The organism is Promicromonospora thailandica (assembly GCF_024171955.1).
GTDB lineage: Bacteria > Actinomycetota > Actinomycetes > Actinomycetales > Cellulomonadaceae > Promicromonospora > Promicromonospora thailandica.
The window spans coordinates 591,776-612,909 of sequence record NZ_JAMTCS010000001.1 but is presented as its reverse complement, the minus strand read 5'-3'; the positions used below and the strand labels follow the sequence as shown (position 1 = coordinate 612,909).

General features: G+C 74.7%; 18 protein-coding genes. 9 read left to right on the top strand and 9 right to left on the bottom strand.

The window, feature by feature from the left end:
* The first annotated feature begins 24 nt into the window (after positions 1-24).
* Positions 25-483 (top strand): hypothetical protein, encoded by a 459-nt coding sequence (locus APR03_RS02910; RefSeq protein WP_253832546.1) that lies wholly within the window; start codon positions 25-27, stop codon positions 481-483.
* Here the strand turns inward: APR03_RS02910 and APR03_RS02905 are convergent.
* The 7 genes from APR03_RS02905 to APR03_RS02875 all read right to left on the bottom strand — a co-directional run bounded on the left by APR03_RS02905 (position 474) and on the right by APR03_RS02875 (position 6,884).
* Positions 474-1,481 carry a TerC/Alx family metal homeostasis membrane protein gene (locus APR03_RS02905; protein WP_372494741.1) on the bottom strand — a complete coding sequence of 336 codons (1,008 nt, stop codon included), beginning with the start codon at positions 1,479-1,481 and terminating at the stop codon, positions 474-476. The two genes, APR03_RS02910 and APR03_RS02905, sit on opposite strands and share 10 nt — an antisense overlap.
* Positions 1,482-1,678: 197 nt before the next feature.
* Positions 1,679-2,770, bottom strand: a complete 1,092-nt coding sequence (locus APR03_RS02900) for a Gfo/Idh/MocA family protein (protein ID WP_253832544.1) — start codon at positions 2,768-2,770, stop codon at positions 1,679-1,681.
* Positions 2,767-3,936 carry a Gfo/Idh/MocA family protein gene (locus tag APR03_RS02895; protein WP_253832542.1) on the bottom strand — a complete coding sequence of 390 codons (1,170 nt, stop codon included), beginning with the start codon at positions 3,934-3,936 and terminating at the stop codon, positions 2,767-2,769. The genes APR03_RS02900 and APR03_RS02895 overlap by 4 nt, the downstream gene beginning before the upstream one ends.
* A gap of 100 nt (positions 3,937-4,036) precedes the next feature.
* Positions 4,037-5,035 carry a LacI family DNA-binding transcriptional regulator gene (locus APR03_RS02890; protein ID WP_253832540.1) on the bottom strand — a complete coding sequence of 333 codons (999 nt, stop codon included), beginning with the start codon at positions 5,033-5,035 and terminating at the stop codon, positions 4,037-4,039.
* Positions 5,036-5,293: 258 nt separating this feature from the next.
* Positions 5,294-5,551, bottom strand: a complete 258-nt coding sequence (locus tag APR03_RS02885) for a DUF6510 family protein (RefSeq protein WP_253832538.1) — start codon at positions 5,549-5,551, stop codon at positions 5,294-5,296.
* Positions 5,548-6,294, bottom strand: a complete 747-nt coding sequence (locus tag APR03_RS02880; protein ID WP_253832536.1) for an FAD-binding oxidoreductase — start codon at positions 6,292-6,294, stop codon at positions 5,548-5,550. Before APR03_RS02880 ends, APR03_RS02885 begins: the two co-directional genes overlap by 4 nt.
* Entirely contained in the window at positions 6,291-6,884 is a 594-nt protein-coding gene (locus tag APR03_RS02875; RefSeq protein WP_253832534.1) for a molybdopterin-dependent oxidoreductase, read from the bottom strand. Before APR03_RS02875 ends, APR03_RS02880 begins: the two co-directional genes overlap by 4 nt.
* A 78-nt stretch (positions 6,885-6,962) precedes the next feature.
* Here APR03_RS02875 and sigJ point away from each other — a divergent pair, with 78 nt between their 5' ends.
* From sigJ to APR03_RS02845, 6 genes are all read left to right on the top strand, one after another.
* On the top strand, positions 6,963-7,916 hold the full coding sequence (sigJ, locus tag APR03_RS02870; RefSeq protein ID WP_253832532.1) for an RNA polymerase sigma factor SigJ: 954 nt from the start codon (positions 6,963-6,965) through the stop codon (positions 7,914-7,916).
* Positions 7,917-8,007: 91 nt separating this feature from the next.
* The gene (locus tag APR03_RS02865; RefSeq protein ID WP_253832530.1) at positions 8,008-9,192 is read left to right on the top strand and encodes an NAD(P)/FAD-dependent oxidoreductase; all 1,185 of its coding nucleotides are present in this window, start codon (positions 8,008-8,010) and stop codon (positions 9,190-9,192) included.
* A gap of 28 nt (positions 9,193-9,220) precedes the next feature.
* Complete coding sequence (locus APR03_RS02860) at positions 9,221-10,909, top strand: NAD(P)/FAD-dependent oxidoreductase (RefSeq protein WP_253832528.1); 1,689 nt, start codon at positions 9,221-9,223, stop codon at positions 10,907-10,909.
* Between the two features lie 79 nt (positions 10,910-10,988).
* Positions 10,989-13,085 (top strand): MSCRAMM family protein, encoded by a 2,097-nt coding sequence (locus APR03_RS02855; protein WP_253832526.1) that lies wholly within the window; start codon positions 10,989-10,991, stop codon positions 13,083-13,085.
* Positions 13,086-13,143: 58 nt separating this feature from the next.
* Positions 13,144-13,650, top strand: coding sequence for a hypothetical protein (locus APR03_RS02850; RefSeq protein ID WP_253832523.1), 507 nt, complete (start codon positions 13,144-13,146; stop codon positions 13,648-13,650).
* Positions 13,651-13,765: 115 nt separating this feature from the next.
* Positions 13,766-15,946 carry an RICIN domain-containing protein gene (locus APR03_RS02845; RefSeq protein WP_253832521.1) on the top strand — a complete coding sequence of 727 codons (2,181 nt, stop codon included), beginning with the start codon at positions 13,766-13,768 and terminating at the stop codon, positions 15,944-15,946.
* A 55-nt stretch (positions 15,947-16,001) separates the two neighbouring features.
* Here APR03_RS02845 and APR03_RS02840 read toward each other — a convergent pair whose 3' ends face one another.
* The gene (locus APR03_RS02840) at positions 16,002-16,742 is read right to left on the bottom strand and encodes an SDR family oxidoreductase (protein WP_253832519.1); all 741 of its coding nucleotides are present in this window, start codon (positions 16,740-16,742) and stop codon (positions 16,002-16,004) included.
* A gap of 101 nt (positions 16,743-16,843) precedes the next feature.
* On the opposite strand from APR03_RS02840, the gene APR03_RS02835 reads away from it, so the two are divergent.
* Both APR03_RS02835 and nhaA read left to right on the top strand, forming a co-directional pair.
* Positions 16,844-17,671, top strand: coding sequence for a helix-turn-helix transcriptional regulator (locus tag APR03_RS02835; RefSeq protein WP_253832517.1), 828 nt, complete (start codon positions 16,844-16,846; stop codon positions 17,669-17,671).
* 28 nt (positions 17,672-17,699) lie between these two features.
* Complete coding sequence (nhaA, locus tag APR03_RS02830; RefSeq protein WP_253832515.1) at positions 17,700-19,103, top strand: Na+/H+ antiporter NhaA; 1,404 nt, start codon at positions 17,700-17,702, stop codon at positions 19,101-19,103.
* Between the two features lie 12 nt (positions 19,104-19,115).
* Here nhaA and APR03_RS02825 read toward each other — a convergent pair whose 3' ends face one another.
* Positions 19,116-21,110: an AfsR/SARP family transcriptional regulator gene (locus tag APR03_RS02825; RefSeq protein ID WP_253832513.1), complete on the bottom strand. Its 1,995-nt coding sequence runs from the start codon at positions 21,108-21,110 to the stop codon at positions 19,116-19,118.
* Positions 21,111-21,134: the final 24 nt, after the last annotated feature.

Sequence of the window (21,134 nt, the reverse complement as noted above, 5' to 3'; positions counted from 1 at the left end):
CCCATACCACGAGGAGAGCGCGCGATGACCCAGGCAGCCCAGGTCGGCACCGTCTACCGGACCAGTCAGGATCTCCGCGACGCCGACCTGCCGCCCCTGTCCGTCGTGCTCGACGCCAGCGGCTACGCGGTCCAGCGGGACACCGACGGCAACTGGTACAGCGTGGCCTCGGTGAGCGCGTCGGACCTCACGGGCACGTACACCCTGGTGCACCTGCCGACCGAGCCGCTGCCGACCGCGTACGGCTCGGTCGTCATCACCGCGAGCGGCACGCCGTTCATGCGCCGCTGGGACGCCGCGACCGACGACCACTTCCAGCCCGAGCGGTGGATCGGGCCCGACGGCGTCACCGTCACCGACGTCGACCTGCGCGGCCTGGGCGTCACGCGGGTCTGGGACGCCGGGTCGGCCGCGGGCGCGGCGGGCCCGAACGGGCGCTCCCGCCGCAGCCGCGCGGCCTCAGGCGGACCGCGTCACGGCTGAGCCGTGACCTGGCGCCGCTCCTCGTCACCGGTGCCGCCCTCGTCGGTGGGGTCGCCACCGGCCCCGCGGGTGGCCCACAGGCTCGTCGCGGTGACCACGGCCAGCACGCCGACGATGACGCCCAGCGACGCCAGGGTCGGGATCTCCGGCACGCCGGCCCAGATGCCGTGCGCCCAGTGCAGCACGAGCTTCACGCCGATGAAGGCCAGGATCGTCGCCAGGCCGTACCCGAGGTGCACCAGCTTGCTCAGCGCACCCTGGAGCACGAAGTACAGGGCGCGCAGGCCCAGCAGGGCGAACGCGTTGGTGGCGAACACGAGGTACGGGTCGCTCGTGATGCCGTACACGGCCGGCACGGAGTCCACCGCGAAGACGACGTCGGCGGCGAAGACGGCGACGACCACCACCGCCAGCGGGGTGAGCATGCGCCGGCCCTGCTCCCGGACCGACAGCCGCGGGCCGCGGTAGTCGTCCGTGACCGGCATGAAGCGCCGGATCAGCCGGACCGAGCGCAGCGAGGAGACGTCGACGTCGTGGGAGCCGCCACGGAGCTGGTCGACCAGGATCTTGACCGCCGTCGCCAGCAGGATGCCGCCGAACAGCAGGAACGCCCAGCTCAGGTTGGCCAGGACCGCCGCCCCGAGGGCGATGAACACCCCACGGAGCACCAGGGCCCCGGCGATGCCGAGCAGCAGCACCCGCTGCTGCAGGGCCGGGGGTACCGCGAACGCGGAGAGCAGCAGCATGAAGACGAAGAGGTTGTCGACGGACAACGACTTCTCGACGAGGTAGCCGGTGAGGTACTCCACCCCGGTCGGGGCGCCGAACGCGGCCCACACCCAGCCGCCGAAGGCGAGGGGGAGGGCGATGTAGAACGCGCTCCACCCGAGCGCCTCGCGCATCGAGACCTCGTGGGGACGGCGCGTGATGAGGAAGTCGGCGACCAGCAGGGCGATGACGGCCAGGATCGTGACGGCCCACAGGGTCGGCGTGGCCACCGACGTCAGGGCGGGTGCAGGGGCAGAGGCAGGGGCGATGAGGGACGAGAGCAAGGAGTCTCCAGGTCGTAGGCTCCGAGGTCTCCTTCGCCCCCCGGGACACGTGCACGTCACCGGGCCAGGCCGCCGCCCGAGGTCGCTGGTGCGCCGTAATGACCGGACGATGTTCGAGAAGTACTCCCCCCGCGCCGCCGAGTCTACGACACGACCGGCCCGGCCGGGGAGAGAACCTTTGCCGCCAGCTGCGCCTGGACGCTCAGCTCCGCCGCCTTGAACGCGTGCTCCTGCGTCATCGCCGTCTCGGTGCGCTCCAGGCAGTCGAGGATGAGCCGCCCGAAGTACGGGTAGCCCACGTTGCCCTTCGCGACGAGGTGGTGCTCACCGGAGCCGTCGACCAGGAAGACGTGGCCCGGGCCCTCGTCGGTGGCCACGTTCGTGTACTTGCGCAGCTCGATGTAGCCCTCGGTGCCCAGGATGAACGTGCGGCCGTCGCCCCAGGTGCGCAGCCCGTCCGGCGTGAACCAGTCGACCCGGCAGTAGCCCGCGGCGCCGTTGTCCATCGCGATGGTGGCCTCGCCGAAGTCGTCCAGCTCGGGGTGCTCCGGGTGGTTGTAGTTGGCGATGGCGGAGTGCGTCACCGTCGCGTCCTTCGCGCCCGCGTAGTGCAGCATCTGCTCGAAGTTGTGGCTGCCGATGTCGCACAGGATGCCGCCGTACCGCTCCTTCTCGAAGAACCAGTCGGGCCGGCCGGTGCCGAGGCGGTGCGGCCCCAGGCCCATCACCTGCAGCACGCGGCCGATCGACCCGCGCTCGACGAGCTGGTCGGCCAGCACCGCCGCCTCGACGTGGATGCGCTCGGAGTAGTACACGGCGTACTTGCGCCCCGTCCGCGCCGTGGCCTCACGGGCCGCCGCGAGCTGGTCGAGCGTGGTCAGCGGGGCCTTGTCGGTGAAGTAGTCCTTGCCGGCCTCGATGGCCCGCAGACCCAGTGCGGCGCGCTCCGACGTGACGGCGGCGCCGGCGACCAGGCGCACCTCGTCGTCGTCGAGCACCTCGTCCTCGCTGCGGGCCACGCGCACGTCGGGGAACTTCGCGCGGAACGCCTCGACCTTGGCCGGGTCCGGGTCGTACACCCACTTCACGGTGCCACCCGCGGCCTGGAGGCCCTCGGCCATGCCGTAGATGTGGCCGTGGTCGAGCCGCACCGCCGCGAACGGGAAGTCGCCCGCCCCCACCACGGGGTCGGGAACCGGCTCGGGTGCGTACTGGGCGCCGCTGGTCGCGGTCATCGTGCTGCCTCCTGGTTGCTGCCGCCGACGGTGATCGCGCCGGGCAGGTCGCCCACGGACGCCGTCTTCTCGAAGAAGTGGGGGGCCCGCTCCACGAGCGTGCCCGTGCGGTAGTACGGGTCGTCCGGCCGCAGCGGCAGGTCCACGGTGCGCCGCTCGATGCCGGCCCGGTAGATCGCGGTCACCAGCTCGACGGCACGCCGCCCGTCCGCGCCGTCGACGGCGGGCCGACGGCGCTCGCGGACCGCGGCGAGCGTGTCGCCGATCTGGCCCGCGTGCCCCACGTGGTCCAGCGGGCGCCGGGCCGCGGCCAGCGCCTCGATCCGCTCGACGCGCTCCGGGTCGCCGCCGGGCGCGGGGAAGCCGTTCGGCTGGGCCGCCGACGCGACCACCTTCCACGGCTGGGCGACGCTCGCGTGCCGGCCCTGCACGACGATCGCCTGCTCCTCGCCGTGGTGCACCACGGAGCTGGTCACCTCGGCCAGCGCGCGGTCGTACTGCAGCACCGCGACGGACAGGTCCTCGACCTCGGCGTTCTCGTGCGCCGCGTTCGTCAGGACGGCGGTCACCGCACGGGGCGCGCCGAGCATCCACAGGGTCAGGTCGAGGTGGTGGATCGCGTGGTTGAGCGTGCAGCCGCCGCCCTCGGACTCCCAGGTGCCCCGCCACCACAGGTCGTAGTAGGCAGTGCCGCGCCACCAGGCCGAGCTCACCTGGACGTGCGAGACCGGCCCGGCCAGGCCGGAGTCCAGCACCTCCTTGAGCGTGGCCATGTCGTCCCGGAACCGGTTCTGCGCCACCACGGACAGCACGCGGCCGTGCTCGGCGGCGGCCGCGATCATCGCGTCGCACTCCTGCAGGGACGGCGCCATCGGCTTCTCGACCAGCACGTCCACACCCGCCCGCAGGGCCGTGACCGCGAGCTCCGCGTGGGTCGACGGCGGCGTCGCGATGCTCACCAGGTCGAGGTCCTCGGCGGCCAGGAGCTCCTCGATGCTCTCGTAGGCCCGCGCGTCCGGCAGGCCCAGCCGGTCCCGCTGCCCGGCCGCCTTGCCCGGGACGATGTCGCACAGCGCCACGACCTCGCACTCCTGCGCGAACCGGTGGTACCCCTCGGCGTGCGCACCGGCGATACCGCCGGTGCCGACGATGCCGATCTTCAGCATGCTTCCTCCGGATGACGTCCTTGTCGCACCGTCCATCATACGTATGATGCGACGGCCAACATCGTCACGGGACAGGCGTTCGTTGTCAAGGCCGGTGCCGTCAGCCCGCCGGGAGCGGCCCCGTCGACTCCCGCCACACGACGTGCTGGAGGGGGGTGGTCGGCCGCGCGGGCTCCTCGCCCCGGACGGCGGCGAGCAGCCGCCGCATCGCGCGCCGCCCCGCCTCCCGGAAGTCGACCGAGATCGTGGTGAGCGACGGCGTCGTGTACGCCGCGAACTCGGCGTCGTCCCACCCCGTCGCGACCAGGTCGCCCGGCAGGGACCAGCCGCGCTCGGCGGCCCCGCGCAGCACCCCGAGCGCGATGTGGTCGTTGGCGGCGATCACGGCGAGCGGGCGCGCGTCGTCGGGCAGGGCGAGGACCGCCTCGCGGCCCGCCGCGGGCGACCACACCCCGCCGACGACGCCGAGCGACTCCACGCCGCGGCGGGCGACCTCCGCGAGGTACACGTCCCGGCGGGCGCGGGCCGAGGCGAAGTGCTCGGGTCCGGCCACGTGCAGGAACCGCCGGTGCCCCGCCCCGACCAGCGCGCCGATCACGGTGCCGAGCAGGCTCGCGTCGGCGAGCTCGCCGGTGGTGCGCAGCTGCTCGTCGAACGCGGCGACAGCGACCACGGGCGCTGCGTCGTCGTCGAGGCGCAGCGCCGCCGGCACCACGGGCAGGAAGGTCAGGACCCCCTCGACCTGGCCGCCGCGCGCCAGATCGGCGACCCGCTCGGTGCGGTCCTCCGCCGTGCCGTCGACGCTGTGCGTGTCCACGGCGTAGCCCGCCTCGCCCGCGACCTCCGTGGCGCCGGTGAGCATGCGCAGGCGGTTGTCGACCGTGGCGCCGGTGACGACGGCGAGCCGGCCCGAGCGCTGCGTGCGCATCGACCGGGCGGCGAGGTTCGGCCGGTAGCCCATGGACGCCGCGACCGCCAGCACGTGCTCGCGCGTGCGGGGCGCGATCGTGCCCTTGCCGGACAGGGCGTAGGAGACCGTCGACTGCGAGACTCCCGCGGCGCGCGCGACGTCGTGGCTGGTGGGCTGTCGGGCTGACACGCTCACAGTGTCCCCCGGCGGGGTCGGTGGACGCAGGCATCGGGGGAGAAGTCGTGTCGTCCGAGAGCCGCGCACGGCCGACGCGGCGCTCGTCGCGGACAGGGTGTCAGCCCTGGTGAAGTCCGTTCGGCTGAGTGCCGCGCGATTCAGCCCAGCCGAAAAATCCGGCTCAGCCGCATCAGGCGGTGCTCAGCCGAACGTCGTTCAGCGGGCCCGGTACCCCGCGCAACACGAAGTCGTCCGCCGCGCGGGCAGGGCTCAGCGGCGCAGCTCCACCGCGGTGAGGCCCGCGAGGCTCAGGATCACGCGGTCGCCGGCGTCGACCAGCGTGGCGAGCACCTGGTCGCAGCCGGCGCACCGGGCCACGAGCCCGGGCGCGTCGGTGTAGACCATGGCCTCGGCGATGGGCGAGGTCTGGCCGCAGCCGGCGCAGCGGCCGCGGGCGGCGGTGACGTCGCTCGCGAAGACCTCCGAGAGGGCCCCCGCGAGCACGTTGCCGTCGAGGTGGTGGGTCATGTCAGGCCTCCGAAGCGCTCGGTGTGGATGTCGTCCGCGGCGTGGCCCAGCTCCTGGAGCCAGGCCGCGACGGTCTCGACGAAGCCCGTCGAGCCGCAGACGAACACGCGCGGTCGCTGGTCGGCGGGGACGGTCAGGGCCGCGAGAGACTCCCGCGTCAGGCGGCCGACGGGACCCGGCCGGTCGTCCGGCGCCTTGCGCGTCCAGACGAGGTCCAGCGTGAAGGACGGCCCGGCCAGTGCCGCGAGCTCGTCGGCGAAGTACACGTCCGCGGGCGTGCGGACCGAGTAGAGCAGCCGGAAGGGCGTCTCGTCGCCCGCGGCTCCGTGCGCCGCGGCCATGGCGTACAGCGGCACGACGCCGGAGCCACCGCCGACGAGCTGCACCGGCCGGTCGTCCTCGCCCGGCCGCCAGACGAAGAACGCGCCCAGCGGCCCGTGCAGCTCGAGCTGGTCACCGACCCGCACGTCGTGCACCAGGAACGGCGAGACCTCGCCGTCGGGCACCTCGTCGACGGCGAGCACCACGCGCCCCGGCGTCCCCGGGGCCGCGGGTGCGGACGCCGCGATCGAGTAGGAGCGGCTGGCCTGGTACCCGTCGGGCGCCGTGAGGCGCACGTCGAGGTGCGCGCCCGCCACGCTCCCGGGCCACGTGGGCACGTCGAGCACCAGACGGGCCGCGGTCGGCGTCTCCTGGCGCGTCTCGGTGACCGTCGCGACGTGCCACGCGGGGCGTGCCCTCACCAGTACCGCTCCTCCTTCCAGGGGTCGCCGTACAGGTGGTAGCCGTACTGTTCCCAGAAGCCCGGGTCGTTGTCGGGCATCATCGTCAGGCCGCGCAGCCACTTGGCGCTCTTCCAGAAGTACAGGTGCGGCACGAGGAGGCGCGCGGGGCCGCCGTGCTCGGGGTCCAGCGGGCCGCCGTCGGCCTCGATCGCGATCCACGCCTTGCCGTCCAGCAGGTCCTCGAGCGGGATGTTCGTCGTGTAGCCGCCGTAGGAGTGCGCCATGACGAACTCGTGCTCGGACTCGACGTCCTCGAACACCTTGTCGAGGCTGACGCCGCGCCAGGACATGTCGAGCCGGGACCAGTGCGTCACGCAGTGGATGTCCACCGTGACGTCCTCGACGCCGAGCGCGAGCAGCTCGTCCCAGGACCAGCGGTGGTCGGCGCCCGTCTCGTCACGCAGCACGAGCTCCCAGTCCGCGGTGTCGACGCGGGGCGTGGGCCCGGCGCTGAGCACCGGCCAGTCCTGGACGAGCGTCTGACCGGGTGGGAGCCGGCTGTCCGGCTCACGCCTGCGACCGGTGAAACCTCGGGTGGCGAACGACATGGTGACTCCCGTCCGGACGACCGGGACCGGCGCGGGTGCGCACCGGCTCGCTGGTGGCTCCAGCGTAGGGTCGCGGGCATGACGACGCAGCCCCTGCGACAGGGTGATCTCGACGCCTTCGAGGCGTTCCGGCCGCGCCTGGAGGCCATCGCGTACCGGCTGCTCGGCTCCGCGGCCGAGGCCGAGGACGCCGTCCAGGAGACGTTCTTGCGCTGGCAGTCCGCGGAGCGTGCGCAGGTCCGGGTGCCGGAGGCCTGGCTCACCCGCGTGCTGACCAACCTCTGCCTCACCCAGCTCGGCTCCGCGCGGGCCCGGCGCGAGGTCTACGTGGGGCAGTGGCTGCCCGAGCCGGTGCTGGGCGGCGACCCCATGCTGGGCCCGGCGGACACCGCGGAGCAGCGCGACTCGGTGTCGACGGCGGTGCTCCTGCTGATGGAGCGCCTCACGCCGACCGAGCGGGCCGTGTACGTGCTGCGCGAGGCGTTCGCGTACTCCCACGCGGAGATCGCGGAGCTGCTCGACCTCACCGAGGCGGGCAGCCAGCAGCTGCTGCACCGCGCCCGGCAGCACCTGGCCGCCGAGCGGACCCGCGCCACGGTGGATCCGGCCGCCGCCCGCACGGTCGTGGAGGAGTTCCTGGCCGCCGCCACGAGCGGCCGGGTCGAGCCGCTGGTCCGGCTGCTCGCCGGCGACGTGGTCGGCGTGGGCGACGGCGGCGGCACGGTGCCGGCGCGCGTGACGCCGGTGCTGGGTGCCGCGGCCGTGGCCAGGTTCCTGCGCGGGCTGTTCCGGCCCGCTGCGGCGAAGCGGGCGGCCCTGGGCGGCAGCCCCGACCTCTACGCGTGGACCGCCAACGGCCTGCCCGCCCTGGTCGCCGTGGTCGGCGACCGGCTCGTGGGCGTGATGACGCTGGAGGCGGGAGCCGACGGGATCACCGCAGTGCTCAGCCAGGTCAACCCCGACAAGCTGGGCCGGGCGGCGCGGCAGTGGGCCGCCGCCGACCACGGGGAGCCGCTCGTCCGGGGGTGGTGACGCGCGTCACGGTCGTGGGGTGTCAGGGATCGCCGCGCCGTCCGGTTCAGGAGGCACGAACATCCCACGACACTCACGGAGCGAGGACCTCATGAAGCACCGCATCGTCATCCTCGGGGCCGGCTACGCGGGGCTCTCGGCGGCCGGCCGGGTGGCCCGGCGTCTGCACCGCGACGACGCCTCGATCACCCTGGTCAACGCCGACCCCGACTTCGTCGAGCGGGTGCGCCTGCACCAGCTCGCCGCCGGGCAGGACCTGCCCGCGCGCCCGCTGTCCGACCTGCTCGCCGGCACCGGAGTGGTCCTGCGCGTGGCGCGGGTGACGGCGATCGACGCCGACCGCCGGACGGTCACGGTGACCGGGGCCGACGGCGCGGACGAGCTGCCCTACGACACGCTGGTCCACGCCCTCGGCAGCGCATCGACCGACCACGACGTGCCGGGGGTGGCGGAGCACGCGCACGAGCTCGCGAGCCGGGCCGGGGCGCTGCGCCTGCGGCAGCGGCTCGCGGACCTGGCGCCCGGGGGCCGGGTGGTCGTGGTCGGCGGCGGCCTGACCGGGATCGAGGCGGTCACCGAGATCGCGGAGGCGCGAGGCGACCTCGACGTCGCCCTGGCGGTGCGCGGCGGGCTGGGCGACTGGCTCTCGCCGGCCGGGCAGCGGCACCTGCGACGGGTGCTCGCCCGGCTCGGCGTGACGGTCCACGAGCGCACGGGCGTGACGGCCGTGCGTGCCACCGAGGTCGTGACGGGCGGCGGCGCGACGATCCCGGCGGACGTCACCGTGTGGACCGCGGGCTTCGCGGTGAACCCGCTCGCGGCGGCCGCCGGGCTCGAGGTCACGGCGCAGGGGCGCGTCGTGGTCGACGGCACCATGCGGTCGGTCTCCCACCCCGACGTCTACGCGGTCGGTGACGCCGCCCAGGCCGAGGGCCCGCTGGGCAACCCGCTGCGCATGTCGTGCGCGTCCGGCATCCCGATGGGCTGGCAGGCCGCCGACTCCCTCGCGGCGCGCCTCACCGGCGGCCGGCTGCCGCGCACGCCGCTGGCCTACGTGCACCAGTGCATCAGCCTGGGTCGCCGGGACGCGATCATCCAGCTCGTCACGGCCGACGACCAGGCCCGTCGTCCCGCCCCCGGCGGCGCTCTCGCGGCGCGGTACAAGGAGATGATCTGCGCGGGCGCGGCCTGGACCGCCGCCCACCCGCTCCCGTACCCCGTGCGCCGCCGAAGGGTCACGGCGGCCGCGGCCTCACCCGCTCTCGGCCGCCCGTAGCGGGGGTGCGCCGTCTACGCTGTGCGCCATGAAGGACAGGCCCGTCATCCTGCTCGTCGGCGGCGAGCACGCCGGCACCATCGAGCAGGAGTTCCGCGCCCGGTACGACCGCGACTACCGGATCGAGCCGGTCGTGGGCGCGGCCGCGGGCCTGGACCGCGCCCGGGACCTGGTCGCCGACGGCGCGCAGATCGCGATGATCGCGGCGGAGCACCTCCTGGACGACGGCACGGCGATCGACCTGCTGCACCAGGTGCCCGCCGTGGTCGCGACCGCGCGCCGGGTGGCGCTCGTCCCCTTCGAGATCTTCGCCGACAGCCTGGACGACCTGCGGGCCGCGACGCTGCGCCGCGACATGGACACGTTCGTCGTGGTGCCGCGCGGCCCGCGGGACGAGGAGTTCCACACGGCGCTCATCGAGCTGCTCTCGGAGTGGAACTGGTCGGTGGGCCGCCCCGTCGTGACGGTGAGCGACCTCGTGGCCGAGCCCGGTGACCGCGACGCGGCGGCGATCCGGGACCTGCTGGAGCGGCTCGGCTTCCCCTACCGGTCGCTCACGCCCGCCGACGACGACGCGGCGGCGATCCTCGAGGCCGCGGGCCCGGGCGCGCAGCTCCCGGTGGTCCGCACGCACACGGGTCGCACGCTGTCCGCGGCGACGCCGTCGGCGGTCACGGAGTCGATCTACGGCGGCTTCGACACGATCCCCGACGGCGTCATCGCGGACGTGGCCATCGTCGGCGCCGGTCCGGCGGGCCTGGCCACCGCCGTCTACGCGGCGTCCGAGGGGCTCGCCACGGTCGTCATCGAGCGCGATGCCATCGGCGGCCAGGCCGGGTCCAGCTCGATGATCCGCAACTACCTCGGCTTCCCGCGCGGAATCTCGGGCATGCGGCTCGCGCAGCGGTCCCGCATCCAGGCCAGCCGGTTCGGGGCGCGGTTCTTCACCGGCCGTCCGGCCGTCCGGGTCGAGCCGGGCCCGCCGCACGAGCCCGAGCACCACCACGTGCACGTGCCCGGGGCGCAGATGTGTGCGCGCACGGTGGTGCTCGCGAGCGGCGTGACCTACCGGCGCCTGGGCGTGCCGGGCGTCGACGACCTGGTCGGCGCGGGCGTCTACTACGGTGCGGCCACGTCGATGGCGCGCGAGATGCAGGACCGCGACGTGTACGTGGTCGGCGGCGGCAACTCCGCGGGCCAGGCCGCCGTCCACCTCGCCAAGTTCGCGGGCGGCGTGACGATCCTGGTGCGGCGGGCGGGCCTCGCGGAGACCATGTCCGACTACCTGGTGCGGGAGATCGAGGCGACGCCGACCATCCAGGTGCGCACGCGCACGGTGGTGGCCGACGGCGGCGGTGAGGGCTGGCTCCAGTGGCTCCGGCTGCGGGACCTCGACACGGGCGAGATCACGAAGACCTCGGCCGACGGCCTGTTCTGCCTGCTCGGTGCCGAGCCGGACTGCACGTGGCTGCCCGCGGGCGTGGCGCGCGACGAGCGCGGGTTCGTGCTGACCGGCCGCGACGTCCCGCGCGAGTCGTGGGTCGAGGGGCACCCGCCCGCCAGCCTGGAGACGACGCTGCCGGGCGTGTTCGCCGTGGGCGACGTACGGGCGGGGTCCATGAAGCGCGTCGCGTCGGCGAGCGGCGAGGGGGCGTCCGTGCTCCCGCTGGTGCACGCCCACCTGGCCCGCCTGCGCGCCCGGGAGTTCGGCGGCTGAACCGGACAACCTGCCAGAAAACGATGCGTTCGCATCGTTCGGCGCGCGGTCCGTCCTGACCGCTCCTACGGTGTCGTCCGTGAAGCGCACCGCAGGGGGCCTGGGTGCAGTGCTGACGGCTGTGCTCGTCACGCTCGCCGCCGTACTGCCCACGACGACGACATCCGCTGCCACCACCGCCGGCTGGGCGGACTGGGAGCCGCTGACCGGCTCCGCCGGCGACTGGGCGACGACGATGCGGCTCCCGGCGGGTGGCTTCCCGTCCGCCACCGTGACGTCGGACTCCCGCGGCGGCGTCGGGGTGATCTCGGGCGCGTCCACGTGGCTCGGCCCGGCCACGCCCCCGGGCGAGGTCTTCGGTTCCAGCCGCGACCAGCCGTACCTGAACCTGCGCCCGCAGGCGGACCGGCCGCAGGCGCCGTCGACCACGACCTACACGTTCGAGCGCCCGACCCCGGGGAACGGCTGGGCGTTCGTGCTCGGCGACATCGACGCGGACCGGGTGGTCGTGACGGCCCTGGCCGCCGACGGCCGGGAGCTCGCGGGCGGCGAGCTCGGCTGGCAGGGCGGCTTCAACTACTGCACCGCGGCGGGCTCGCCGTCGTGCACGGGCGACCCGGCGGACGTGCCGTCGTGGGACCCGCAGACCCACGAGCTGATCGGCAACGCCGCCGCCGAGGACACCGCGGGCGCCGCGGGCTGGTTCCGGCCCACCACCCCGATCGCGAGCCTGACCGTCCAGTTCTTCCGGCGCAGCGGGTTCCCGGTGTACCAGACGTGGTTCGCCTCCCTGGCCCGCGACATCGCCGGGACGGTCGACCTGGTCGACGCGGCCGGCACCCCGCAGGGCGTCCTGCCCGGCGCCACCCTGACGCTGTTCGGACCCGACGGCACGGAGCTGGCCACGACCACCTCGGACGCCAGCGGGCAGTACGGCTTCCCCGGCTACACCGCGGCGTCCGGGTACCGCGTGGAGCTGACGGACCTGCCGGAGGGCGGCGAGGAGCACCCGTACGGGCTCGTCGCGTACGGCGACCGGGAGATCACCGCGATCGACCTGCGGGACGCCGACGCGACCGACGTCGACCTCGCGGCCCGCGCCGTCGTGCCCGTCGCCGTGAGCGGCACGGTGCTGACGGACGACGGAGAGCCCGTCGCCGGGGCGACCGTCACGCTCGCGCCCGTCGGCGGCGGTGTCCCGCTGACGGCCGCGACCGACTCGACCGGCGCGTACCTGGTCGACCACGTCGGGTGGGACGCGGTGAACGGCCGTCCGCAGGAGTACGCGTTCGTGCTCGGCGACCTGCCGGAGGGGTACGTGGCCGGGACGGTCCCGGAGAACCTCACCGTCGAGGTCGACCAGGAGGAGCCCAGCACGGGCAACGACTTCGTCGTCCGGGCGCCGGCGTCGGTCTCCGGGTCGGTGACCTCGGGCGGCGAGCCCGTCGCGGGCGTCGTCGTGACGCTCGAGGGCCCGGACGGCACGGTCGGCACCACGACGGCCGCCGACGGCACCTACCGCTTCGAGGACGTGCTGCCCGGCGACGTCACCGTGGGCATCGAGGTGCCCGACGGCTACCGCGCCGACGGGCCCCTGACCCAGGACGTGACGGTGGGCGGCGCCGACGTGGCCGACGTCGACTTCGCGCTGACCACGCCCGGCGCCGTCGGCGGCACCGTCACCGACGGCGCGGGCGATCCTGTGCCCGGGGTGACGGTGACCGTAACGGGGCCGGACGGTCCCGTCGAGCTGGTGACGGACGCGGCCGGAGGGTACTTCGCCGGTGACCTCCCGCCGGGGGAGCACACGATCACGCCGACCGTGCCCGAGGGGTGCGCGGCCGACGTCAGCGAGCGGACGGTGACGGTGACCGCGGCGGGGGAGAGCCTGCTCGCGGAGGACTTCACCGTGACGTGCGACACGCAGGAGCCGAGTCCCGGCCCGAGCCCGAGCCCGGACCCGGGTGCCGGCCCGGGCCCGTCGGCGGGGCCGTCGCCCGGCCCGTCCCCCGGGCCGGAGCCGGTGCCCGGCGGGCCGGCGGACCGCGACGGGCTGGCCGCGACCGGTGCGGCCGTGGCCTCGATCTCGCTGGCGGCCGCCGTCCTGGTGGCGGTGGGGGTCGCCATGATCCGCACGTCGCGGCGCACGGGCGTGGGCGGCGCGGACGGTCGCTGACCGCCCGCGGGGCAGGCGGTGGCACCGAGCACCCCCTGACATGCGGAAAGATGCCCGCATGAGGTTCGAGTACTTCGTGGCCCCGGACGACGAGACGGCGGCCCTGACCATCGACGGCGGCGAGATCGACGGCGCCGTGGGATCCCACGTCGTCGACCCGGCGTCCGTGCTGGGCCAGCTGGAGCGGCTGCTCGGCGGCCCCACGGCCGACGACGGGCTGCGCAGCGCCCAGCTCGTCGCCGAGAGCCCGGACGGCGCCCGGCTGCTGATCCGCCTGTCCAACCACCTGGTGACGCTGTTCGGCATGGTGCGGCCGACGACGCTGGACGACGTGGTGCGGCACTGGTCGCTCTCGCGCCGCTTCCGCCGGGCCGAGCCCGAGGACCTGAACGCCTTCGCGGCCGGGCTGCACGAGCTGTGCAAGGGCGGCGGCACGCGTGTCTACTGCCGTGCGACCGCTGACGAGAGCGAGCTCGCCGCGGCGATGGCGCCCGCCGCGGCGGCGCCCGCGGCCGGGTCCGACGCCGACCCGGCCGAGCCCCGCCCCCTGCCCCGGCGCCGCTGACCGGGCGGGCGCTCGTCCGATGATAGGGATTTTACCTACTGACAGGTTAGTAAGTGGCTCGGTAGGGTGAGGCGCCGCCGCGACGACGCGGCGCCAGACCCTCCCGGAGGCTGCCATGTCACCTGTTCGGAAGGCGGTCGGCGCACTCAGCGCCGTCCTGCTCGCCGGTCTGCTGGGGGTGGTCGCGTCGCCCGGCGCGTCCGCCGCCTCGACCGGCACCATCGTCGGTTCGGGGAGCGGACGCTGCCTCGACGTGACCGACGGCTCCACCGCGAACGGCAACCGTCCCCAGATCTGGGACTGCACGCCGGACAACGCCAACCAGAGCTGGACCCTCGCGGACGACGGCTCCGTGCGCGGCCGCGGCAAGTGCCTCGACGTTGCGAACGGCTCGACGGCGAACGGCGCCGTCGTCCACCTGTGGGACTGCTTCTCCTCGCTGGCCAGCCAGCGGTGGACCCTGACCGCGGCCGGCGACCTGGTGAACCAGGCCGCGGACAAGTGCCTCGACGTCACCGGCGGCGGCACCGCCAACGGGACGCGGCTCCAGCTCTGGACCTGCACGGGCGCCGCCAACCAGAAGTGGACCCACCGCGGAGGCACCGTGCCGCAGCCCGACCCCGACGCCGTGCTCCCCGACCCTGCCAACCCGGACCTCGGGCCCAACGTGTCGGTCTTCGACACCTCCATGTCGGACGCCTCGATCCAGTCCCGCCTGAACAGCGTCTTCGACGCCCAGGAGACCAACCAGTTCGGCGTCCAGCGGCACGCCTTCCTGTTCTACCCGGGCTCCTACGACGTCGACGCCAACGTCGGGTTCTTCACGCAGGTCGCGGGCCTCGGCCTCGTGCCCGACGACGTGAACATCAACGGCCACGTGCACGTCGAGGCCGACTGGTGGCCCGACGGCTCGCAGAACGCCACGCAGAACTTCTGGCGCTCCGCCGAGGGCCTGTCCGTCACGCCCGCCGACGGCCGCGACCGCTGGTCCGTCTCCCAGGCCGCGCCCTACCGCCGCATGCACCTGCGGGGCGGCCTCGCCCTGTCCGACGGCGGCTGGTCCTCCGGCGGGTTCATCGCCGACTCGAAGATCGACGGCCAGATCGACTCCGGCTCCCAGCAGCAGTTCCTGACGCGCAACTCCACGATGGGCAGCTGGACCGGCTCCAACTGGAACCAGGTGTTCGTGGGCAGCCAGGGGGCGCCGTCGAACAGCTTCCCCTCGCCGCCGTACACGACCGTCGCGACCACCCCGAAGGTGGCCGAGAAGCCCTACCTGTACGTCGACGACAACGGCTCCTACCGGGTCTTCGTCCCGGCCGTCCGCACCGGCTCGAGCGGCACCACCTGGGCGAACGGCAACCCGGCCGGCCGGTCCCTGCCGATCAGCGACTTCCACGTGGTGCGCCCGGGCGACTCCGCCGCGAGCATGAACGCGGCGCTCGCCGCGGGCAAGAACCTGCTGGTCACCCCAGGCACCTACCCGGTGAACCAGACACTCCAGGTCAACCGCGCGGACACGGTGGTGCTGGGGCTGGGCCTGGCGACCTTCGTGCCGCAGGGCGGCATCGACGCGATGCGCGTGGCCGACGTCGACGGCGTGCGCCTCGCGGGCATCATGTTCGACGCCGGGACCGGCGGCTCGAACGTGCTGCTCCAGGTGGGCCCCGCCGGCTCGTCCGCCGACCACGCGGCGAACCCGACGGTGCTGTCCGACGTGTTCATCCGGGTGGGTGGCTCGATCGCCGGCAGGGCCGTGGTGAGCATGGAGGTCAACAGCGACGACGTCATCGGCGACCACGCCTGGATCTGGCGGGCCGACCACGGCAACCCCGGAACCGTCGGGTGGACCGTCAACACCGGCCGCAACGGCCTCGTCGTGAACGGCGACGACGTCACCATGTACGGCCTGTTCGTCGAGCACTACCAGCAGTACCAGACCATCTGGAACGGCGAGCGCGGGCGCACGTACTTCTACCAGAACGAGATGCCCTACGACCCGCCGAACCAGGCCGCCTACATGAACGGCTCGACCGAGGGCTGGGCGGCGTACAAGGTGGCCGACTCCGTGACCGACCACCAGGCCTGGGGGCTGGGCAGCTACGCGTTCTTCAACGTCAACCCGTCGGTGGCGAACGCGCGGGCCTTCGAGGTGCCGGTGCGGCCGAACGTCCGGTTCCACAACATGGTCACCGTGTCCCTGGGCGGCACGGGCACGATCCGGCGCGTCATCAACAACACGGGGGAGACGGTGAACAGCAGCCGCCAGGTCACGTACCTGACGACGGGCCCGTAACCCCACCCAGATGTCAGACGCTCAGGCCGCTGGGGCGACCTGAGCGTCTGACAGGTCAGCGCTGGGCCGCCGGGCGCACGATGATCTCGTTCACGTCGACGTCCGCCGGCTGGCTGATCGCGAACGAGATCGCGCGGCCGATCGCGTCGGCCGGGATCGTGTTGCGGCGGTAGGTGACCATGTGCTCCCGCGCCCCTGGGTCGGAGATGTGCTCGGCCAGCTCGCTCTCGACCACGCCGGGCGAGATCGTCGTGACCCGCACCGACGGGTCGGACTCCTGGCGCAGCCCCTCCGTCACCGCCCAGGCGGCGTACTTCGTCGCCGAGTACACGGCCGACGTCGGGGACACCTGGTGCGCGCCGATCGACGCGACCGTCACGACGTGGCCGCCGCCCTGCCGCCGGAAGTGCGGCAGCACCGCGGCCACGCCGTACAGCAGGCCGCGCACGTTGACGTCGAACATGCGGTCCCACTCCTCGACCAGCAGCGCGTCGAGCCGGGACAGCAGCATGACCCCCGCGTTGTTCACGATGACGTCGAGCCGGCCGTGCTCCTCGACCACCCGGTCGACGACGGCGCGCACGTCGTCGCGGTCGGTCACGTCGAGGCGCGCGGCGCTCGCGGAGCCGCCGTCGGCCCGGATGCGGGCGACGAGGGCGTCCAGGCGCTCGGTGCGACGTGCGCCGAGCACCACGTGGTGACCCTCGGCCGCGAGGCGGAGCGCCGTGGCCTCGCCGATGCCGCTGCTCGCGCCGGTGACGAGGACGATCTTGGTGTTGTCGGTTGATGTGCTCATGGCATCGACACTGCGCCGCCGCGCGGGGCCCAGGAAGGGGCCGCTCTTCCTGGGTCTGGCACACCCTGGTTACGCCGGGCGGGGCGGGTACCGTCGAAGGCATGACCACGACACCGCTCGGCGAGTACCTGCGCGGCCGGCGGGCGCAGCTCACGCCCGAGGCGCTCGGGCTGCCCGTCTACGGCCGCCGCCGCGTGCCCGGCCTGCGCCGCGAGGAGGTGGCCATGCTCACCGGCGTGAGCGTGGACTACTACGTGCGCCTGGAGCAGGGCCGCGAGACGAACCCGTCCCCGCAGGTGCTCGACTCGCTCGGCGAGGTGCTGCGCCTGGACCACGACGGCCGGCAGCACCTGTACCGCCTGGCCGGGTTCAGCCCGCGGCCCGAGCCGCCCGCACCGGTCGAGGAGGCCGACCCCGAGCTGGTGGAGCTCATGCTCTCCTGGCGGGACAGCCCCGCCATCGTGCTCGGCCGGGCCTTCGACGTGCTCGCGACCAACCCGATCGCCGAGGCGCTGTTCACCGGCTTCGCATTCTCCCGGAACCTGACCCGCACGACGTTCCTCGACCCCGCGGCGCGCACCTTCTACCCGGACTGGCACGTCGTGGCCGAGAACGCGGCGGCCGCGCTCCGCCTCGCCGACGGGCAGCGGCCGGGCGATCCCGCCATCCGCGGCGTCGTCGACGAGCTGCGCGTGAAGAGCCCCGACTTCGTGGCGATGTGGGACCGGGCCGACGCGCGGGGCAAGCGGCTGACGGCGAAGCGGTTCCTGCACCCCGACGTCGGCCACCTGGAGCTGCGGGTGCACGGGTTCGGCGTGCTCGGGGCCCCGGGACAGGAGCTCGTCGTCTACCACGCGACGCCGGGCTCGCCGGCCGCGGAGGCGCTGAGCCTGCTCGGGACGATCGCGGCCACGCGGGCGTTCGGCTGACCGCGCCGGCGTCTGCGATCCTTGACCCGTGGCAGATCGGATCCCTACGGGCGTACCTACCCGACCAGGGCCTCGGCCTCGTGTCGACATCCCCTACCCGCGGCTCTCGCCCGGCCTGCGCAGCTACTTCGCCACCGAGGGCGGCGGTGCGACGCTCCTGCTGGCCGCGTCGGCCGTCGCGATGGTCTGGGCGAACGTCGCCGGCGGCTCGTACCACGACGTCTGGGACGTGCCGGTCAACCTCACGGTGGGCACCTGGGAGCTGCACCTGACCCTGCACCACTGGGTCAACGACTTCCTCATGGCCATCTTCTTCCTCGTGGTCGGCGTCGAGGTGAACCGCGAGCTCACGGTGGGCGAGCTGCGCAGCTTCCGCGCCGCGTCCGTGCCGCTGTTCGGCGCGATCGGCGGCCTCGCGGTGCCCATCGGCCTGTACCTGCTGATCAACCCGTCCGGGCCGGACGCGGCGGGCTGGGGTCTGCCGATGTCCACGGACACGGCGTTCGTCATCGGCGTGCTCGCGCTCGTGGGCCCGCGCTGCCCGGACCAGCTGCGCATCTTCCTGCTCACGCTGGCGATCTTCGACGACATCGGCGCCATCGCGCTGCTGGGCATCTTCTACTCCGACGAGCTCATGACGAGCGCCCTGCTGCTCGCGGGAGCGCTGGTCGTGGCCCTGTTCGCGATGCGCTGGATCGGCATCTGGCAGATCACGCCGTACCTGCTGGTCGGGGCAGCGCTGTGGGTGGCCGTGCTGGAGTCGGGGCTGCACCCCACGCTCGCCGGCGTCGCCGTCGGCCTGGCCGTCCCCACGGCCCGCCGGGGGCGTGACGAGGAGGCGCGCTGGTACTTCGGCGTCTACGGGCGGGCCCTGATGGAGGAGCTGGACCCGGCGCGCTCGCGGCTGGCCGTCAGCGCGGCGCGGTCGGCGGTGCCGACCAGCGACCGGCTGCTCGACGCGCTGCACCCCATGAGCTCGTTCGTGGTGGTCCCGGTGTTCGGTCTCGCCAACGCGGGCGTCGAGCTGTCGGGGGAGGCGATCGGCGCGGCGGTGTCGAGCCCCGTGACCCTCGGCGTGGTGCTGGGGCTCGTGGTGGGCAAGGCGGTGGGCGTGTTCGGCGGCGCCTTCGTCGCCCTGGTCACCGGCCTCGGGACGCTCCCGGGCCGGGTGCGCTACGGCCACCTCGCCGGCGGCGCATTCCTGTGCGGCATCGGGTTCACGATCGCGCTGTTCGTCAGCGAGATCGCGTTCGACGACGAGGCGCTGATCAACGAGGCGAAGGTCGGCGTCCTGGTGGGCTCGCTGCTGGCGGGGATCATCGGCGCCGCCGTGCTGCGCTACTTCGGCGACCGGCTGCCGCTCTGCTCGCCCCACGAGGCGGAGGGCGGCCCGCCGCCGCTGCCCGACGGGGCGTGGCGCGCGCCGGCGTGACGGGCGCCCGCGTCAGCCGCCGGGCCCGTCGGGTGGAGCGTCGAGGAAGGCCGCCAGGGCGTCGAGGTGGGCTCGCACCGGACCCGCGGTGAGCACGCCGCTGCCCGCGGCGATCTCGCCGGCGGCCGGCGCGAGCGCCTCGGCCGCCCGCCGGGCCACGCGCCGGTCGCCCACCGCGACCGCCGCGCGTCCCGCGAGGATCCAGAGCACCTCGGCGGTCAGCCCGGGCGGGGGGTCCGGCAGCCGGCGGACGGCGTCCGCGGCGTCGCCCCCGCGCGCGAGGAGGAGGTGCGGCCGGGCCCAGGGCGCGTAGGGGCCCCAGGTGCCGTCGGCGTCCTCGATCCCGGTCGCGGGCAGCCCGCGGCCCACCCGGAGGGCGAGCAGGGCCAGGGGCAGCAGCCCGTCCGCGAGGCCCGGCATCCCGGAGCCGGCCAGCGTGCGGGCGGCCTCCCGGTAGGCGCGTTCGGCGTCCGCCAGGGGCGCACCGGAGGCCGCCGTCCGCAGGGCGTCGAACCACCGCGTGAACACCGTGACGAGCGGCCGCTCGTGGCGTGCGCCCAGCGCGCCGGCGGCCTCGGCGTGCTCCTGCGCCGCCGCGCTCTCGCCGAGCGCGGACAGCGCCTGCATCCGCACCAGGTGCCCCAGGATCTCGAACGTGCTCAGGCCGTGCCGCCCCGCGAGGCGCACGAGCTCGGCGCCGATCGCGTCGCGCCCGGGGGCGAGCCCCGTGCGCCCGACGTGGGTCAGGTACCTCCCCGCCAGGGCGAACGCCAGCGCGCCGGGGTCGCCGGCGCCCCGGGCGAGCGACTCGGCCTCGTGGGCCGCCTCCGGACCGCGGGGGCCCGGCAGCCCGCGCGACTCGACGGCCACGGTCGCCAGCAGACGGGCGCGGACGGCGTCCGGCGTGCCGTCGGGCAGGGCCGCCAGCGTGCGCTCGGCCGCCGCGGCTGTCTCGGCGGCGAGGCCGGCGTCGTCGGACCGGGTCCACGCGCCCGGCACGTCGTACGCGCCGATCACCCGGGCCGTGAGCTCCGGGTCGGCGAGCTGCTCCGCCGCGCGGATCGCGCCCACCCGGCGGGAGCGTGCGGCGGCCAGTCCGTCCCCGCCGGTCAGGGCCAGGGTGCGCAGCAACGTCGCCGTCGACTCCAGCCGCGTTCGCGCGCCCGCTGCGACCACGCGCTCGTAGGCCGCTGTGGTGTCGTCCCAGACGTCCTGCGTGGCGGGTGGCTCCCCGGGCGCCTCGTGCCGCAGCACCTGGGACTCCAGCTCCGCCAGCCGCGGGCCGGGGTCCACGCCGAGCTCGTCCGCGAGCATCGTACGGGCGCGGCGCAGCACGGCGAGCGCGTCGGCCTGGCGCGCCGACCGGTACAGGGCGAGCGCGAGCAGCCGCCAGCCCTCCTCGCGCCACGGGTGCTCGTCGACGTGCGCGTCGAGTCCCGGTACGACGTCGGCGGCCTCGCCCAGGGCGATCCGGACCTCGGCGTGCCGTTCGACGGCGACGAGCCGCAGGCCTGCCAGCCGGGACCGCTCGGCGACGGCCCAGGGCTGGTCCAGCCCGGCGTACGCGGTGCCGCGCCAGGCGGCCAACGCCTCGTCGAGGGCCCCGCGCGCCGCCGCGGGAGCGAGGTCGCGGGCCCCGGCCACGGCCTCCTCGAACATCCGGGCGTCGACCTCGGCCCCGCGCAGGGCGTACCCCGGGCCGTCGGTCACGAGGTGCCGCGCCGGGGACCGGGGCGCGCGGCCCGGCTCGGTCCGGCGGCGCAGGTCGGCGACGAACGTCCGGACCGCGGCGACGGCCCCGCGCGGCGGGTCGGCCCACAGGTCCTCGACGAGCCGGTCCGTGGTCACCAGCCGGCCCTGGGCCGCGACCAGCCGGGCGAGCACCGCCTGCTGCCGCGGTCCGCCCAGCGGTGCGGGGGCGCCGTCGACCCAGGCCGTGACGGGGCCCAGCACGCCCACCCGCAGCACGCCCGTCCTCGGCACGCCCACCGGCACCGCCCCACTCATCGATCGCTCATCCGCGTCCTGGAG

Excerpts from the sequence above, each read along its gene's own strand:
- APR03_RS02835 (WP_253832517.1), top strand. The coding sequence starts at position 16,844 with ATGACCACGACACCGCTCGGCGAGTACCTGCGCGGCCGGCGGGCGCAG.
- sigJ (WP_253832532.1), top strand. The coding sequence starts at position 6,963 with ATGACGACGCAGCCCCTGCGACAGGGTGATCTCGACGCCTTCGAGGCG.
- APR03_RS02865 (WP_253832530.1), top strand. The coding sequence starts at position 8,008 with ATGAAGCACCGCATCGTCATCCTCGGGGCCGGCTACGCGGGGCTCTCG.
- APR03_RS02910 (WP_253832546.1), top strand. The coding sequence starts at position 25 with ATGACCCAGGCAGCCCAGGTCGGCACCGTCTACCGGACCAGTCAGGAT.
- APR03_RS02825 (WP_253832513.1), bottom strand. The coding sequence starts at position 21,110 with ATGAGTGGGGCGGTGCCGGTGGGCGTGCCGAGGACGGGCGTGCTGCGG.
- APR03_RS02850 (WP_253832523.1), top strand. The coding sequence starts at position 13,144 with ATGAGGTTCGAGTACTTCGTGGCCCCGGACGACGAGACGGCGGCCCTG.
- APR03_RS02875 (WP_253832534.1), bottom strand. The coding sequence starts at position 6,884 with ATGTCGTTCGCCACCCGAGGTTTCACCGGTCGCAGGCGTGAGCCGGAC.
- APR03_RS02845 (WP_253832521.1), top strand. The coding sequence starts at position 13,766 with ATGTCACCTGTTCGGAAGGCGGTCGGCGCACTCAGCGCCGTCCTGCTC.
- APR03_RS02860 (WP_253832528.1), top strand. The coding sequence starts at position 9,221 with ATGAAGGACAGGCCCGTCATCCTGCTCGTCGGCGGCGAGCACGCCGGC.
- APR03_RS02840 (WP_253832519.1), bottom strand. The coding sequence starts at position 16,742 with ATGAGCACATCAACCGACAACACCAAGATCGTCCTCGTCACCGGCGCG.
- APR03_RS02900 (WP_253832544.1), bottom strand. The coding sequence starts at position 2,770 with ATGACCGCGACCAGCGGCGCCCAGTACGCACCCGAGCCGGTTCCCGAC.
- APR03_RS02885 (WP_253832538.1), bottom strand. The coding sequence starts at position 5,551 with ATGACCCACCACCTCGACGGCAACGTGCTCGCGGGGGCCCTCTCGGAG.
- APR03_RS02895 (WP_253832542.1), bottom strand. The coding sequence starts at position 3,936 with ATGCTGAAGATCGGCATCGTCGGCACCGGCGGTATCGCCGGTGCGCAC.